This is a genomic window from Allorhizocola rhizosphaerae, assembly GCF_003426775.1.
GTDB classification, from domain to species: Bacteria; Actinomycetota; Actinomycetes; order Mycobacteriales; family Micromonosporaceae; genus Allorhizocola; species Allorhizocola rhizosphaerae.
Genome location: NZ_QJUG01000019.1, coordinates 41607 through 56683, shown reverse-complemented (window position 1 = coordinate 56683; position 15077 = coordinate 41607). Strand labels below are relative to the sequence as shown.

The 15077-nt window shown below is 66.9% G+C and carries 16 protein-coding genes and 1 pseudogene; 9 read left to right on the top strand and 8 right to left on the bottom strand.

The features are described 5' to 3' along the window. A pseudogene (locus DM816_RS06025) lies at positions 1 to 316 on the bottom strand (hypothetical protein); the annotation flags it as partial. Continuing rightward, the gene (locus DM816_RS06020) at positions 300 to 1154 is read right to left on the bottom strand and encodes a sigma-70 family RNA polymerase sigma factor (RefSeq protein ID WP_246001630.1); all 855 of its coding nucleotides are present in this window, start codon (positions 1152 to 1154) and stop codon (positions 300 to 302) included. The pseudogene DM816_RS06025 and the gene DM816_RS06020, both read right to left, overlap by 17 nt. A 741-nt stretch (positions 1155 to 1895) precedes the next feature. Here DM816_RS06020 and DM816_RS06010 point away from each other — a divergent pair. From DM816_RS06010 to DM816_RS05995, 4 genes are all read left to right on the top strand, one after another. Further along, positions 1896 to 3083, top strand: a complete 1188-nt coding sequence (locus DM816_RS06010; protein ID WP_246001628.1) for an extracellular solute-binding protein — start codon at positions 1896 to 1898, stop codon at positions 3081 to 3083. Beyond that, entirely contained in the window at positions 3080 to 4078 is a 999-nt protein-coding gene (locus DM816_RS06005) for a carbohydrate ABC transporter permease (protein WP_117209103.1), read from the top strand. Before DM816_RS06010 ends, DM816_RS06005 begins: the two co-directional genes overlap by 4 nt. A gap of 2 nt (positions 4079 to 4080) precedes the next feature. Then, positions 4081 to 4941, top strand: coding sequence for a carbohydrate ABC transporter permease (locus DM816_RS06000; protein WP_117209102.1), 861 nt, complete (start codon positions 4081 to 4083; stop codon positions 4939 to 4941). A gap of 134 nt (positions 4942 to 5075) precedes the next feature. Further along, positions 5076 to 5999, top strand: a complete 924-nt coding sequence (locus DM816_RS05995; protein WP_162907151.1) for a phosphotransferase family protein — start codon at positions 5076 to 5078, stop codon at positions 5997 to 5999. A 13-nt stretch (positions 6000 to 6012) separates the two neighbouring features. Here DM816_RS05995 and chrA read toward each other — a convergent pair whose 3' ends face one another. After that, positions 6013 to 7266, bottom strand: coding sequence for a chromate efflux transporter (gene chrA, locus DM816_RS05990; RefSeq protein WP_246001626.1), 1254 nt, complete (start codon positions 7264 to 7266; stop codon positions 6013 to 6015). Beyond that, positions 7263 to 7607, bottom strand: a complete 345-nt coding sequence (locus DM816_RS05985; RefSeq protein WP_117209097.1) for a hypothetical protein — start codon at positions 7605 to 7607, stop codon at positions 7263 to 7265. The genes chrA and DM816_RS05985 overlap by 4 nt, the downstream gene beginning before the upstream one ends. Before the next feature lie 104 nt (positions 7608 to 7711). Here DM816_RS05985 and DM816_RS05980 point away from each other — a divergent pair, with 104 nt between their 5' ends. Both DM816_RS05980 and DM816_RS05975 read left to right on the top strand, forming a co-directional pair. After that, positions 7712 to 8164, top strand: a complete 453-nt coding sequence (locus DM816_RS05980; RefSeq protein WP_246001625.1) for a Chromate resistance protein ChrB — start codon at positions 7712 to 7714, stop codon at positions 8162 to 8164. Further along, positions 8161 to 8577, top strand: a complete 417-nt coding sequence (locus tag DM816_RS05975) for a chromate resistance protein ChrB domain-containing protein (RefSeq protein WP_117209094.1) — start codon at positions 8161 to 8163, stop codon at positions 8575 to 8577. The genes DM816_RS05980 and DM816_RS05975 overlap by 4 nt, the downstream gene beginning before the upstream one ends. Here DM816_RS05975 and DM816_RS05970 read toward each other — a convergent pair whose 3' ends face one another. From DM816_RS05970 to DM816_RS05960, 3 genes are read right to left on the bottom strand one after another with little or no spacing between them, the layout of a single operon-like run. After that, positions 8578 to 9324 (bottom strand): SMI1/KNR4 family protein, encoded by a 747-nt coding sequence (locus DM816_RS05970; RefSeq protein WP_117209093.1) that lies wholly within the window; start codon positions 9322 to 9324, stop codon positions 8578 to 8580. A gap of 6 nt (positions 9325 to 9330) precedes the next feature. Next, a complete protein-coding gene (locus DM816_RS05965) occupies positions 9331 to 9807 on the bottom strand; it encodes a carboxymuconolactone decarboxylase family protein (protein WP_117209091.1) in 477 nt (158 codons plus the stop codon). Beyond that, on the bottom strand, positions 9804 to 10850 hold the full coding sequence (locus DM816_RS05960; protein WP_117209089.1) for an NAD(P)H-dependent amine dehydrogenase family protein: 1047 nt from the start codon (positions 10848 to 10850) through the stop codon (positions 9804 to 9806). The genes DM816_RS05965 and DM816_RS05960 overlap by 4 nt, the downstream gene beginning before the upstream one ends. Positions 10851 to 11012: 162 nt before the next feature. Here DM816_RS05960 and DM816_RS05955 point away from each other — a divergent pair, with 162 nt between their 5' ends. Both DM816_RS05955 and DM816_RS05950 read left to right on the top strand, forming a co-directional pair. Continuing rightward, the gene (locus DM816_RS05955; protein ID WP_246001621.1) at positions 11013 to 12560 is read left to right on the top strand and encodes a GMC oxidoreductase; all 1548 of its coding nucleotides are present in this window, start codon (positions 11013 to 11015) and stop codon (positions 12558 to 12560) included. Continuing rightward, positions 12557 to 13444 (top strand): hypothetical protein, encoded by an 888-nt coding sequence (locus tag DM816_RS05950; protein ID WP_117209087.1) that lies wholly within the window; start codon positions 12557 to 12559, stop codon positions 13442 to 13444. Before DM816_RS05955 ends, DM816_RS05950 begins: the two co-directional genes overlap by 4 nt. A 232-nt stretch (positions 13445 to 13676) precedes the next feature. Here DM816_RS05950 and DM816_RS45170 read toward each other — a convergent pair whose 3' ends face one another. Then, a complete protein-coding gene (locus DM816_RS45170) occupies positions 13677 to 14141 on the bottom strand; it encodes a CYTH domain-containing protein (RefSeq protein ID WP_117209085.1) in 465 nt (154 codons plus the stop codon). Between DM816_RS45170 and DM816_RS05940 the strand changes: the two genes are divergently transcribed. Continuing rightward, the gene (locus tag DM816_RS05940; RefSeq protein ID WP_117209083.1) at positions 14135 to 14956 is read left to right on the top strand and encodes a class I SAM-dependent methyltransferase; all 822 of its coding nucleotides are present in this window, start codon (positions 14135 to 14137) and stop codon (positions 14954 to 14956) included. The two genes, DM816_RS45170 and DM816_RS05940, sit on opposite strands and share 7 nt — an antisense overlap. Positions 14957 to 15077 lie beyond the last annotated feature (121 nt).

The window sequence follows — 15077 nt, the reverse complement described above, 5'->3', positions numbered from 1 at the left end:
CGACGGCGATCACCGGGCTGCGCAACGCCGCGCGCCACCGCCGGCCGCGGGTGGAGGCGGCCACCCGCGGCCGGGGTGTGTCCGCGGCGAGCGCACCGTCCGCGGCGAGCGCACCGGACAGGCGACGCCACCCTTCGTCGACGTCGGTGGTGACCTCGAAGTGCAGCGCCGCACCGGCCATCGCCGCGTCCTGCCGCGCGTTTTCCAATGTGGACAGACACACCTGGCAACCGGCGACGTGCTCGTGATCGGCGTCGGCGACACCGGCCGGCTCATCCACGAGCCGGCGCAACGTGCCGTCAGTCGGATGACGCATGACGGTTCAACTCCTTGCGTAGGTTGGATTCGGCGCGCCGCACAGTGGTGCCCACGCTGCCGACGGACAGATCGAGAGCGGCGGCGACCTCGGCGTAGCTCAGGCCGCTGTGCCGCAGCACGAGCGCGACCGCCTGCTTGCGGGGCAGCCGGGCAAGCGCCGCACGCACCCGGCGGCGCTCGTCGAGTGTCACGACGGCGTCGGCCACATCCGGCCAGACGCCGTCGCCGCGGTTGGCGGCCTCTTCACGGGAGGCACGGCGACGGCTGGAGCGCAGGTGGTTCAGCGCGGTGTGCGCCGTGGCGACGGACAACCAGCCCACCGCCTCACCGGCCGGCACCGAGGAACGCCCGAACGCCAGGAACACCTCCTGCGCCACGTCCTCGGCCTCGTCCCGGGAGCCGAGCACCCGGGCCGCGACGGCGACGACCCTCGGATAGGCGGTGCGGAAGACCTGTTCGAGATCCGGGCGGATGTTCCCTCGTCCCGCAGGAGCGGCCGGAACGGCGACGGCCAGTGCGGTCTGACCGTGCCCTGCGAGCCCCACATTTTCTTCCACATCTTCGGAGCACCACCGGGGCCCCGGATGTGACATCCGGTAGCGGTAGTACTTACGGCGGCGCCCGCTTGGCGTGGCGCGCCAGATCGATTCCAGGTAGCCCAGCCGCTCCAGCCGGTGCAGCAAGGGGTAGAGCAATCCGTCCGCCCAGTCCGAACGACCGCCGGACGATTCTCTGACCCCTTTCATGATCGAGTACCCGTGATGCTCGCGCGGTGCCACGATGCCGAGCACCAGCGGGACGGCCGACGCGGCGGTGAGGTCCCTGGAAATGCGCATGATCACCCACCTAACCCTCGAAGCCCTATGCATGGGAGTGCGATGCATAGTACTTCTAGGTATTCGACGCGCACAACCCGGATGCTCTGTCGCGCCGAGCGCACGAGCGCGCGCCGTCCAATCTCGACAACCATGACCGCCAATCGGCCGGGATGGCCCGCCATCTGGAACCCGTCAACGGGCGTGGTCCAGACGCGCGCGAGAGCATCACGGCAGGTGACGTCCTGGCATCGCGGGGCCTATTCCGGAAAAGTTCCGCAACTTCCGGAAGCGGCGAGCCCGGCCGGCTGCGCCGGTCCGATTCGTTGGGGCGCAAGCGAAATCCTTCTCACACACGCTCCGCCGATGCCGCGCCCGCAGGAGCAGTCAAGGCACGAGTCGCCGATCACCGGCCCGTCTTGATCGCAATCCGCGCACCGGTGGACAGCCCGGCCTAGCACACATGTGCTGCATGGAGACCAAACCGGAACGGATCCGCCGACAAACCGATGCACAGGAGATCGGCCAACCCCTTGACCGAGACCGCAATCACACCGTAACGTCCGCGGCATTCCCGGTAATTTTCGGATCACGACAGAAAGTTTCGGTACCTGACGCGACAACCGTTTTGAGGAGACTCCAATGGCACGATCGCGCCGTGTTCGCGCCGCCTTGGCGCTAATGGCGACGACCACTCTGTTGCTGCCAAGCGCGTGCACTAAGGAACAGCCTCCAGCCGAAGCTGAGCTGTACAAGAACCCGGTGACCCTTACCTGGTGGCACAACGCCTCCGATGAGGGGCCAGGAAAGCGATTCTGGCAAAAGGTCGCCGACGACTTCAACAAGCTCCACCCGACCGTCACGATCCAGATCGAGGCGATCGAGACCAACCAGCTTCAGCGCACCCGGATCCCGGCGGCCCTGCTGAGCAACGACCCGCCCGACATCTTCCAGGCGTGGGGTGGCGGCGAGATAATCGAACAGGTAAAGGCCGACTATCTCAAGGACATCACCGACCAGACCAAGACCGAGGTCGCCAACATCGGCAGCTCGGCCGCCATCTGGCAGGTCGAAGGACGTCAGTATGGCCTGCCCTTCCGGATGGGCATCGAGGGCTTCTGGTACAACAAGAAATTGTTCGCCGATGCGGGCATCACAGCTCCGCCGAAGACACTGGATGAGCTGAAGCAGGCCGTCGCCAAGCTGAAGGCCGCCAACGTCATCCCGATCTCGGTGGGCGCCGGGGACAAGTGGCCCGCCGCACACTACTGGTACAACTTCGCGCTGCGCGCCTGCTCCATCGACACCCTGAAGAAGGCGAGCCTCGAGCTCAAGTTCGACGACCCGTGCTTCGTGAAGGCCGGCACCGACCTGAAGGACTTCATCGGCATCCAGCCGTTCCAGCCGAACTTCATCGCCACGGTTTCCCAGCAGGGTGCGGGCAGCTCGGCCGGCCTGGTCGCGACCGGCAAGGCCGCGATGGAGCTCATGGGCGACTGGAACTTCGGCACCATGGAGACCCTCGCCGGCGACGGCTGGGCCGCCATGAAGCCCAACATCGGCTGGTTCCCGTTCCCCGCGATCACGGGTGCTCCAGGCGACCCGAAGGCGGCCCTTGGCGGCGGTGACGGGTTCGCCTGCGCCAAGCAGGCCCCGCCGGAGTGCGTGGAGTTCCTCAAGTACATAGCCAGCCCCGAGGTCCAGAAGGGTTACGCCGCAACCGGTGTCGGCCTCCCCGTCGCCAAGGGCGCCGAGAGTGGCGTCTCAGAGCCGGTCCTGGCGTCGATCCTGAAGGCAACCACCGAGGCGAGCTACGTCCAGCTGTGGCTGGACACGGCCTACGGCAGCACGGTCGGCAACGCGATGAACGACGGGATCATCGCGATCTTCGCCGGGACCGGGACGCCGCAGAAGGTGGTCGATGACATGAAGTCGGCCGCGAAGAAATGACCCAGACCAGCCAGTCGCTGGGCTCCGCCAACCGCGCCGGTGCGCGGTTGGCGGGGCACCGGTCCGCAAACGGTTCCTCCAGCCGCGCCGCTCGCACCCGGCGCAAGTGGTACGAGATCATCGGGCTGACCACGCCCGCGATCGTCGTCTACACGATGTTCGTTCTGGTGCCGATGGGCTTCGCGGTCTACTACAGCCTCTACCGGTGGCGTGGCGTCGGGCCACCCACCGAGTTCGTCGGATGGCGCAATTATCTGGTCGCCTTCGAAGACCCGATCTTCCGCGACGCGCTGTGGAACAACCTCATCATCGTCGTCGGGTCGCTGCTGGTGCAGGGCCCGATCGCCATCGGTGTCGCGCTGCTGCTCAACCGCCGTTTCCGGGGCCGTGCGTTCTTCCGGCTCCTGATGTTCGTCCCATATGTGCTCGCCGAGGTCACCGTCGGCATCATGTGGCGGCTCATCCTGACGCGTGACGGCAGCGCCGACGCGCTGCTGAAGTCGCTCGGGCTGGGCAACCTGGTGCAGGGGTGGCTCTCCGACCTCCCGGTCATCATCTGGACACTGCTGTTCATCCTCACGTGGAAATACGTTGGGTTCGCCATCATCCTGTTCCTCGCCGGACTGTCCAATGTGCCCCATGAGCTGACCGAGGCGGCCGCGATCGACGGCGCGAGCTGGTGGCAAATCCAGCGGCACATCACTTTGCCCCTGCTGGGGCCGACGATCCGGATCTGGATGTTCCTGTCGGTGATCGGTTCGCTACAGGTCTTCGACGTCATCTGGGTGGTCGCCGCGCCTTCGACCCGGTCGCTCGGCGCCGCCAACACCATGGCCACCTACATGGTGGACAACGGCTTCTTCGCCCGGCTGTGGGGTTACGGCAATGCCGTGGCGGTGATCCTGTTTGTCATATCGTTCGTCGCGGCGCTGGTGTTCCAGCGCTTCGTCCTACGCCGCGACATTCAGGGAGCGCTAACGGGGAGGGTGGGCTGAAAATGTCCGCGACCGAAGTCCTTTCCGCGTCGAAAAGGCGCCGTCCGGTGCATTGGAGCAGTCCGCTCACCTACGCGCTGGCGCTTGCCATCGCGGCCGTGTCGATCGTGCCGGTGCTGTATGTGGTTCTCGGCGGCTTCCGCGACACCGCCCAGCTCAACGCGGACCCGGCCGGGCTGCCCGACCCATGGGTCCCGAGCACCTACGGAAGGGTGCTGTCCCAGGGGCGGTTCTGGGCGCAGGCGCTGAACAGCGCGGTGATCGCCCTCGGCACCACGCTCTGCGTGATCGCCCTGGGTGTGTGCGCCGCGTTCGTGCTCGCCCGCTACACCTTCCGCGGCCGGGAAGTGCTCTACACGTTTTTCACCCTGGGCCTGCTTTTCCCGGCGGGCGCGGCGATCCTGCCGCTGTATCTCATGCTGCGCGACATGGATCTGATCAACTCGTACTACGCCGTGATCCTCCCCCAGGTCGCCTTCCAGTTGCCGGTCACGATCGTGATCCTGCGTCCGTTTCTGCTCGCCATCCCGACTGAGCTGGAGGACGCGGCATACATCGACGGCAGTAGCCGGCTCGGCTTCTTCTGGCGCATCCTGTTGCCGCTGTCGGGGCCGGCGCTCGTCACCGTCGGTGTGCTCGCTTTCGTGACGAGCTGGAACGCATTCCTGTTGCCGCTGCTCGTGCTCAATGACGCCAATCTGCACACGCTGCCGCTGGGCGTGCAGAACTTCTCGACGCAGTACACCTCCGACACCGCTGGAATCCTCGCCTTCACCTCGCTGGCGATGTTGCCCGCTCTGCTGTTCTTCACGCTCGCCGAGCGGCGGATCGTCGGGGGCCTGCAGGGCGCGGTCAAGGGATAGGCAAGACTGCTCTCCTATGCGTGGGGCGTTCCTCAAGGGGCGCCCCACTTCGCGTTGACCATGAAGTTAATGCGGCGACACGCCGTCGAACATGGACGTAAGTTCATGCTCGGCCCGTAGGTGGAGGAGTTTTGGTGGTCCGTAAGCCAGACGTCGACGCCACCGCTGTCGATGCCCTATTGCAGCAGGTCTTCGGCACCTCGGTGACCTGGCAACGCACGCTCGACGGGGTGTCCGCGCAGGTCTATCGGGTCCTGCACGGACCGGAAACCTTCTATCTGCGCATCGCCGAGGAGCCCGACGACAATCTGCAAACCGATGCGGAGCTACACCAGCGGCTCCGCGACCTCGGTGTGCGGGTCGCCGAGCCCATCCATGTCGAGCCGTTCAACGCCGGCATCGGCCGCTCCACGATGATCACGACCGAGGTCCCTGGCACCTCGCTGGCCGAGACACCCACGATCGACGCTGCCGTCGTCGAGGCGGCCGGGGCCGACCTCGCGGTGCTCAACCAGCAACCGGTGGACGGATTCGGTTGGGTGCGACGGCGTGGGCGCCGCTGGCCGCTGCACGCCGAATACCCCAGCTATGCGGAGTTTGCCACCTCCTACCTGCCATCGCCCTGGCCCGGCCCGCTGGCGTCGCTTTTCGCCACGCCGGTCCTCGACGCCATCGAGGTCCGCATCGAACACGAGCGCCACCAGCCATACGCGCCGGCGCTGCTGACGCACGGCGACTTCGATCTCACCCAGATCTTCTGCGCCGACGGCCGCTACACCGGCCTCATCGACTTCAGCGAGATCCGTGGGGCGGAGCGCCTGTTCGACCTGGGCCACTTTTACCTGCACGACCAAGCCGCCTGGTTGCCCGCTCTGCTGACCGGCTATCAACGGGTGCAGCCCCTGCCAGCCGATCACCTGGAGTCCATCCGGCGCAGCGCGATCCTGCTCGCGCTGCGCCAACTCTGCCGCTGGCTCGGCCCGCTCAACCGCCCGCCGGACCACCCGGCCGTGATCCGCCGCACGCGGCGGATCAGCCAACTCGTCGCACAGCCATAAACTGTCGAAGGCGTTATCCCCACAAATGGGCAACGATCGTCGGCAGGACGCCCACCAGCGCGCACACGCCGAGCGTGCGCAGCACGCCCCATCGCAGGGCGAACAGCATGATGGCCGCGAGCACGGCGATACCAACGGAAAACCAGCGCACGGAACCGTCGGCGAACAGGGTGTGGGCGGCGAAGTAGACGGCGAGATTGGCGATGACGCCGACGACTGCGGCGGTGATGCCGGTGAGTGCCGCCGACAGTGACCGGTTGCGGCGCAGGCGTTCGACGTAGGGCGCACCGAGGAAGATGAACATGAAGCAGGGCACGAAGGTGACCCACGTGGTCAGCAGCGAGCCGATGACGGCCGCGGCCCAAGGGTCGAGCCCGCCGGGATCGCGGTAGGCGCCGAGGAACGCGACGAACTGCACGACCATGATGAGCGGACCGGGTGTGGTTTCGGCGAGCCCGAGACCGCGGACCATCTCGTCGGGCGTGACCCAGGCGTAGGTTTCGACCGCGCGCTGCGCGACGTAGGCGAGCACCGCGTAGGCGCCGCCGAAGGTGACGAGCGCGGTGCCGGAGAAGAACAGGCCCTGTTGCGAAAGTGTGCTGCCCCAACCGGTGAACAGGACGACCGCCAAGACGGGTGCCGCCCACAGCGCGAGTCCGATCACGACGATCGCCGCCGACCGGCTCCAGCGGGGTGGCGGCGGGGCGACGTCTTCGTCCTCGGGGATGGAGGTGTGGCGGCGCAGGAACACCCATCCGGCGAGGGCCGCCACGGCGATGACGGCCGGGAACGGTACCCCCAAAAAGGCAAGGCAGACAAACGCGGCGGACGCGATGGCGATCTGGGCCGGCTGCTTCAGTGAGCGCCGCCCGACGCGCCAGACAGCGTGGGCGACGATGGCCAGCACAGCGGGGGCCAGGCCGGCGAAGAGCGCGGTGACCATCGCGGTGTCGCCGTAAAGCACGTAGACCACGGACAGGCCGAGCAGCGCCACGACTCCGGGAATGACGAACAGGATCCCGGCTACCAGCCCGCCACGGGTTCCGTGCAGCAACCATCCAATGTAGATCGCCAGCTGCTGCGCCTCGGGTCCGGGAAGCAGCATGCAGTAGTTCAACGCGTGCAGGAACCGCTTCTGGTCGATCCATCGTTTGGTGTCGACCAGGATGTGCTGCATGACGGCGATCTGTCCGGCCGGGCCGCCGAAGGTCTGCAGGGAGATGAGAAACCACGTGCGCACCGCCTCGCGGAACGGGATGTCGCTCACAGTCCGCGCGCCAGCTCGGCGGTGAGGGTGCGCAGTTCGTCGGCCACGCGTGGGTCGGGCCACTCGTGTTCGAGGTCCCATCGGCGGTCGGCGGGGGTGGCGCAGTCGATGGCGACGGTGAGGTCGGCGGGAGTGTCCAGCATGGCCCGCGGCATGGAGTCATCGACCCATCGGGCCGCGGCCGTGCCGGCCAACAGCGATGCGGGATGCGGCGACGGCGCGTCCTGTGGTGTGACCCCCGCCGAGGTGGCACGCCACCCAGGCGGGGCCGCGGCGTTGAACAGCGCGGCGGCGACCCGGCTCTTGCCCGCTCCGTGCAGGCAGACGAAGACGACCAGCATGCGTGTAATGTAACCACGGTTACATCAACAAGGGAAGGTGGCGATGCGGCGCCCGCTGCGCTCGCCCGCCTCGTGCAGGTCGCGCCGGCCGCTACGATCCGGTGGTGCCTGGCGAATGGGTCCTGCTGTCGTACCGGCTGCCGCGGGAGCCGTCGACCCCCCGGATCGCGACCTGGCGCAAGCTCAAACGGCTGGGCGTGGCACAGCTCAACGACGGCCTGGTCGCGCTGCCCGATGACGCGCACACTCGGGAGCAGCTGGAATGGCTGGCCGCCGAGATCGTCGAGGCCGGTGGCACCGCGACGACGTGGCTTGCCCGGCCCGGCACGGTGGCGATCGGCCGCGAGCTCGCCGAGGAGCTGAAGGCCGCCCGTGCCGCCGAGTACGACGCGATCCGGCAGGAGGCCGAACAGACGGGTGGGCTGGGCGCGGCGGCCCGCCGCGCGGCGAAGAAACGCCTGCGAGCCGAGCTGCATCGGGTCGGCAGGCGCGACTACTTCCCGACGCCGGAGCGAGGGCTGGCCCACGACGCGGTGGCTGCGATAGTTGACGAATGAAGTGGGCAACGCGTGCCAACATCCACATCGACCGGGCCGCCTGCGCCTGGCTGATCCGCCGTCGTCTGGACGCCGCGGCCGAGTTCGTCTTCGTCAAGGACCCCGGCGACGTGCCGCCCGACGCGACACCGTTCGACATCCCAGGGGTGGACCTGGCGCATCACGGCGGCGACTGCACCTTCGAAACCATCCTGCGGCGCAAGGGTTTTGACGATCCCGCGCTGTGGCGCATCGCCGAGATCGTGCACGAGGCCGACCTCGACGATGAGCGCTACCACGCCCCGGAGGCGCCGGGACTCGACGTCGTGTTGCGGGGGCTGTCCATGGTTTGCGACGACAACCGGGTGCTGGAGATCTCCGGCCCCATCTTCGACGGACTGTACGAGTACTACACGCGGGCAGCCATGCGGTGATCAGAGAGTGCGCGGAAGGGTCTCGAGCCAGGCGGTGAAGGTCTTGGCCAGCGGGCGGACCGCCGGAACCGAATGGGCGTAGTAGAAAACCCCTTCACCGTCGAGCAATGCCTGGTCCCCGTCGGCCTCCAGCCAATACTCCGCAATGGCCACGCTGCGCGCCCGGAACGGGTGAGCAAACGGGTGGATGGCGGTCAACTGCAGCGTGTCGCCTATCGTCAGCTCACGGCAGCACCTCAGGAAAGCCCGGTAGTCGTCCGGAAAACGCGAGCCCGCCGCTTGCTCCAGCTCGGCGATCGCGGGCTCGTCGATGCCCGGCTCGCACTCGTCGACCTGCTCCAGATTGGACCGGAGGAACCGCGCGAACCGGGGAAAGTGGCCGGCCAGACCGGCGATGACGGGCTTGAACCGCTGCGCCCTGGCCCGCTCGGCGGCCTCCTGCTCACGCACGAAGCGCGCGAACGCCTCGTCCGCTGCCACCTGATAGCGGTCGGACCGCTGATATGCCACACCGAGCCGGTCCAGCACGTGGCACGCCGCCTGCTGGCTCGACAGCGCCGAACGGTTCGGGTCGTCGCTGCGGTGGCCGGGCTTGAGCCGCAGGAAGACACCGGGCGAGCACAGCTGCCGGACCTCCTGCTCGTGCTCGTCCCACCAGGCCAGCCAGGCCTCCGGGTCGGTCCTTCCCTCCACCAGATCCTGCAGCCGTGCCTCGTAACGGCTCAAATCCTTCTCCTGATTGGACACCCTGCTTCAATACCGCAGCACGCACTGCGTGTCCAACCCCAGCACATGGTTGAGCCGCCCGAACGCGAGCCACGAGCCGATGCACATGCTCAGCTCCACGATCTCCAGCTGGCTGTAGTGCGCGCTCATCCGGCCCCAGAACTCCTCATCGAGCCCGTGATGGTCCAGCGCGTACCGCTCGGCGTATTCGGCGGCCAGTCGGGTGCGCTCGTCGAAGGCGTCCGTCGTGCGCCACTGCTCGACAGCGTCGGCGAACTCCTCCTCGACCTTCTGCCCGTCGCGATCGGTCCGCCAGTCGAGGCAGAACAGGCAGCCATTGATCTGCGCGACGCGTAGCCGCGCGGCCTCGAACTCGCGCAGCCCCAGGGTCGAATACTGGTACACGGAAAGGGAAAAGGCCGACGCGGCGACCCCGATGCCGGGAACCATCTCGCCCCACACATAGGCGATCGGGTCCTTGCCGGGAGGGATGTCGATGTTCATGGCCGCTTCCTTCCAAGTGTGCCGGGGCGCAGGGGGACGTCGAGCGCGTCGTAGAGCCCGGGTGGCGCGGTCAGGAGCCAGTCGATCGCGTTGACGAGGCGGCCCACGGCGGTCGCGTTGCCGCCCGCCGACGGGTTGCCATCCTCGTCGCGGGCCTCGATCGTGACCTCGATGCGTGGGCTGCCCTCGATGACAACCCGGTGTGCGCCAATGCCATCGGGCGGTGCGGGCCAGTCGGGCGCGCACGATGGGTGGATGCGGGTCACGTGCTCGATGACGATGCGCGCAGCGCCGCCGATGATTCCCTGCACCTCGAAGCGGATCGCGCCCTGTGTGCCCGCCTCGAACTCGCCCATCGTCTTGGTGCTGACCGTGGTTTGCAGCGCGCGCCGGTCCACGGTCTCGCGCACGCCGTCGAGCGAAACGCCCAGTGCCCGCGCGATCAGCCGGATCTGCCCGCCCCAGACCATGCTCGGCACGCCTGCGGCGAGCATCGGCGGCTCGTAGTCCATGGGCTGTCCCATCCCGACGAGCCAGCGCACCGAATCTTCCTGGTCGTACGTTGAATAGTCGAAGATCTCCTGGCAGCGCACGACGTCGACGGACGTGGCCACCCCGGTGATGAGGACCGGCAGCACATCGTTGGCCCAGCCGGGGTCAACTCCGGACACGAACAGCGAGCCGCCGCCCTCGTCGATGGCCGCGAGAACCGGCTCGCGCACCTCGGCAGGCGCGCTGCGCGGGTCGTAAAGCGCATACACGGAAGGCGAGACGACCACCGCTCCGGCCCGGATGGCGCGAGCGATGTCCGCGATGGCCTCGTCGGCGCGGATCTCGCCGGACGCCGCATACACCACCGCGCGAGGGCGTGCGGCCAGCACGGCGTCGATGTCGTCGGTCGCGGTGACGCCCGCGAAGTCGCGCCCGACCTTTGCCGGATCGTGCACCAAAACTGCAACGAGTTCCAACGCTGGATGGGCAAGTACGGCTTGGACGGCGGCACACCCGACGTTACCGGTACCCCATACCGCCGTCGGTATCATGCGCCGAAGGTAGCAAAGTGGACCGCCTGCCCACCAGCCCTCTGTTAGAACACGTTACAATTCTGGTAGCCTCGCTCTACTCGCCCAACCGCCCAGAAAGCGAGGCACGTCATGATCTCTAGGCGCAGGCTTCTCGTGGGAACCGGTTCGATGATCGGGGCCATGGCGCTATCCACTCCCGCTCCCGCCAAGGCGTCGATCGGCGACGGCGCGCACGTCCCGGTTCTGGTGATAGGCACCGGCTATGGCGGCTCGGTGGCCGCGCTGCGCCTGGCACAGGCCGGAGTCGACGTCCACATGGTCGAGATGGGCATGGCGTGGGACACGCCCGGTACCGACGGAAAGATCTTCGCCAACACGAGGACCCCGGACTATCGGTCCTTCTGGCTGCGCACGCGAACCAAGCAGCCGATCAGCAACTTCCTCGGGTTCCCGATCGACAAGAACATCCCGCGGTACACCGGAATCCTGGACGCTGAGGACTTCGCGGGGATCACCGTCTATCAGGGCCGGGGTGTGGGCGGTGGCTCACTGGTCAACGGCGGCATGGCCGTGACACCGCGGCGCGAACACTTCGCGGCCATCCTGCCCACGGTGAACCCCGACGAGATGTACAACGTGTATTACCCACGGGCCAATGCGGGGCTTGGCGTGTCCAATGTGGATGTGGACTGGTGGGAGAGCACGGCCTGCTACCAATATGCTCGCGTCGGGCGCAAGCACGCCCAGCGCTCCGGCTTCCCGTTCGTGCTCGTGCCCAACGTGTACGACTGGGACTACATGGAGCGGGAGGCGGCAGGGGCGGTGCCCAAGTCGGCACTCGCGGCGGAAATCCTGTATGGCAACAACTACGGCAAGAAGACGCTCCAGCAGACGTATCTGCAGCGGGCGCGCGCCACCGGAAGGGTCACCATCTCACCCCAGCATCGCGTGGTCTCCGTCGCTCCGGCGGGCGGTGGCCGGTACACGATAATGATTGAACAGATCGACACGACGGGCGGCACCGTGGCCACCAAGGCCGTGACCGCCGACCGGGTCTTCTTCGCCGCCGGGAGCGTGGGCACCAGCAAACTGCTCGTGAAGCTGAAGGCCACGGGCGCGCTGCCCAACCTCAACAACGAGGTCGGCAAGGGCTGGGGCGACAACGGCAACGTGATGTGCGGGCGGGCCAACCACATGTGGGACCCGACCGGCAGACTCCAGTCGTCCATGCCGACCGCCGGCATCGACAATTGGGCGGCCGGAGGCGCGTTCGCCGAGGTGGCTCCGCTGCCGACCGGGATCGAGACGTATGCGTCGTTCTATCTGTCGATCACGCGCACGCCGCACCGCGCGGAGTTCACCTGGAACCCGACCGCCGGGCGGGTCGACCTGAGCTGGCAGACCGCATGGAAGCAGGCCTCCATCACGATGGCTAAGACGATCTTCGACAAAATCAACTCGCGCGAGGGCACGATCTATCGCACGGATCTGTTCGGCAGCAACAAGATTTGGGGAGACCATCTCACGTATCATCCGCTCGGCGGGGCCGTTCTCGGCCGGGCCACCGACAATTACGGGCGCCTGCACGGCTATCCGGGGCTGTATGTCATCGACGGTTCGCTGATCCCGGGAAACACCAGCGTCAACCCGTTCGTCACCATTACGGCGCTGGCGGAACGCAACATTGAGCAGATTGTCCGCACCGATGTCGATACCGTGGGGGCATGACTCGCATAACGGAAGACATGCGCAAGCGCGCCGAAGGCTTCGTGTGGCTCACCGGGCGCGTGCTTGACCAGCGCCGCGTGGTGCACGACACCGAGGGCGTGCTCGTCGCGCTCGACGCCTACTCCACGGGCGACGGTGGCTACGCCTACGGCCTGGAGCCCGACATCAAAGGCCCGCTCGCCCAGCCGCTGACCGTCATGACCGCGCTGCGGATCCTCGACGAGATCGATGCCGTGTCCGGCGACCGGGTCACCGCGATCGTGACCTGGCTGGGCCAACAGGTGACCGCCGACGGCGGCCTGCCTGCCTTTCTTCCCAATATTTCGCGGTACCCTCGACCGCCCTGGATCGAGCCGCCGCCACACCCGGCCGGCGGGCTCCTTCCGACCGGCCGCATAGTGGGCCTGCTGCACAAACACGGCATCGACACGCCCTGGCTGGACGCCGCGACCGAATTCTGCTGGCGCGCCATCGACGACCTGGTGTCGACGCACCCCTACGAGGCCGAGAGCACGGTGCTCTTCCTCGACCACGCGCCCGATCGGGCGCGTGCGGAGCGGGCCGCGGCCCGCCTCGGGGAGCTCATCCTCGCGGAAGGGCTGGTGTTGCTCGATCCCGCGCACCCGGAGTCGGCCAAACCCGCGCCGGGCTATGCCGAGTCGGAGTTCCACTACGCGCACGATTACGCGCCGACGCCGCAAAGCCTTGCCGCGCAATGGTTCACCGACGCGCAGCTGCGCGCCTCGCTCGACCATCTCGCGGCCTCGCAGCAGCCCGACGGCGGCTGGCAGATCTACTATCGGCGATGGACGCCGACCATCGAGTTCGAGGCCCGTCCGGGCGCGACCATCGAGGCGTTGACCACACTGAGCGCCTGGGAATAGCACCATTCACCATTCACCATTCACCACTCAGCCGAGGCCGCCGCCACGGATGAGGTTGATGGCCAGTAGAAGACCACCGCCGCCTTGGTCCAGAACCAGGTGGCGAAGAGGGTTATTCACCGAGCTGGGTCTACAACTCCAGCAAGACCAACCCGTACCACTACGGCGACTAACCCGCAGCCACGCGCTCCGCCCGTCCCCGTGAGGTACGAGCGGGGTGGCTTCGTCTTGGTCAGTGTTCCCGGCCCAACATCATGTGTGGGTACCCCCGGTTGATCCGCTCGCCGAGTCCCATGTCAATGTCCGTGATGAAGGCGTCGAGTTGCGCGGCGGCATCATCGGGACTGCTTGCCTCGCCGGTGAACTCGAACTCGACGAATGCGCCGAGGCTGTCGATCGTGTCGATCGCGACGATGACCGGGGCGCCGCCGTTCACGAACACGTATTCCTCGCGGTGCTTGTCCACTGTCGCCAGTTCGGTGAAGTCCAGCGCCGTGAGGATGTGGCGCACCGCCACCGGGTCGGACACGGTGGTCTCATATTCGTCGGCAAGCGCGCAATCGGCCTGACCCGCCGTCTTGCAAGGTCGCGTTGCATCGAGAGCCGTGTCGGCCGAGAATTGCACGACAGTTTGATCAGCTTTAGCGAATCCGGGCCTGCGCTCACGACCGAGCCTCACGAAGGGGCGTGATGACATCGAATATCAGCACCGACCGGGGCAGGCTCGCCAAGGACGCATACGGAAATGCGCACGATCTAAGAGCCCGGCAACGGCTCTACGGGGCGGAGGTACCGACCTATGACTTGCCAGCAATCGTCGCGGAGCAGATCAAAGAGACAAGGGGAGTCCTGGTCGATGTTGGATGCGGCAACGGGCTCTACCTGAACGCTCTTCGGATTTGGAGGCCGGACCTCACCGTGATCGGCCTCGACCTGTCGCCCGGCATCATGGCCGGGCTTGCGGCTCCCCTGGTCGTTGCTGACGCGATGCACCTTCCGTTTGCATCCGGCCAGGTAGATGGCGTGCTGGCGATGCACATGATCTATCACTTGCCCAACGTTGAGCGTGGCGTGGCCGAACTCGCGCGAATATTGCGACATGAGGGGATAGTGATCGCCTCCACGAACGCGGCTGAAGACAAGGCCGAATTGGATGAACTTTGGTCACAAGCTGCCGCGGATGTTCTCGGGATGCCGCAAGGCCCCAGGCGGGTTTCGCTCAGCACCAGGTTCCCACTCGATGACGCGCCCGATCTCCTCGGCTCGCAGTTCAACAATGTGTCGGTGATCGAGCTACCCGGCACGATTACGGTGACTGAACCCGATCCCGTGATTTCACACTTCCGGTCCTATCGCGCATGGGCGGATCAGACGGGCGTTCCATTCGACGCCACGATCCAGCGTGCGGAGCAGCGATTAATGGATCATCTCGCAGAGGCGGGAGTGTTCACGATCACCTGCCGCGGCGGGATCATCGTCTGCCGTGGGTTCAAATCCTCATGGCTACGCTAACGTCCTCGATTTGACGACCTCGTGCAGCACACCTTTCCAGTTGTGCCGGTGCTGGCGGCGGCTGGACCGGTCGCGGTGGCTGCGGTCCGGCACGTGGGTGTCACCAGCATTCAGCGGGTGA

Bases quoted from the DNA above. Each gene is read 5' to 3' on its own strand.
- DM816_RS06000 (WP_117209102.1), top strand. From the start codon at position 4,081: ATGTCCGCGACCGAAGTCCTTTCCGCGTCGAAAAGGCGCCGTCCGGTG.
- DM816_RS05950 (WP_117209087.1), top strand. From the start codon at position 12,557: ATGACTCGCATAACGGAAGACATGCGCAAGCGCGCCGAAGGCTTCGTG.
- DM816_RS05955 (WP_246001621.1), top strand. From the start codon at position 11,013: ATGGCGCTATCCACTCCCGCTCCCGCCAAGGCGTCGATCGGCGACGGC.
- DM816_RS05985 (WP_117209097.1), bottom strand. From the start codon at position 7,607: ATGCTGGTCGTCTTCGTCTGCCTGCACGGAGCGGGCAAGAGCCGGGTC.
- DM816_RS45170 (WP_117209085.1), bottom strand. From the start codon at position 14,141: ATGTCATCACGCCCCTTCGTGAGGCTCGGTCGTGAGCGCAGGCCCGGA.
- DM816_RS06020 (WP_246001630.1), bottom strand. From the start codon at position 1,154: ATGCGCATTTCCAGGGACCTCACCGCCGCGTCGGCCGTCCCGCTGGTG.
- DM816_RS05960 (WP_117209089.1), bottom strand. From the start codon at position 10,850: ATGATACCGACGGCGGTATGGGGTACCGGTAACGTCGGGTGTGCCGCC.
- DM816_RS05940 (WP_117209083.1), top strand. From the start codon at position 14,135: ATGACATCGAATATCAGCACCGACCGGGGCAGGCTCGCCAAGGACGCA.
- DM816_RS06005 (WP_117209103.1), top strand. From the start codon at position 3,080: ATGACCCAGACCAGCCAGTCGCTGGGCTCCGCCAACCGCGCCGGTGCG.
- DM816_RS05975 (WP_117209094.1), top strand. From the start codon at position 8,161: ATGAAGTGGGCAACGCGTGCCAACATCCACATCGACCGGGCCGCCTGC.
- DM816_RS05965 (WP_117209091.1), bottom strand. From the start codon at position 9,807: ATGAACATCGACATCCCTCCCGGCAAGGACCCGATCGCCTATGTGTGG.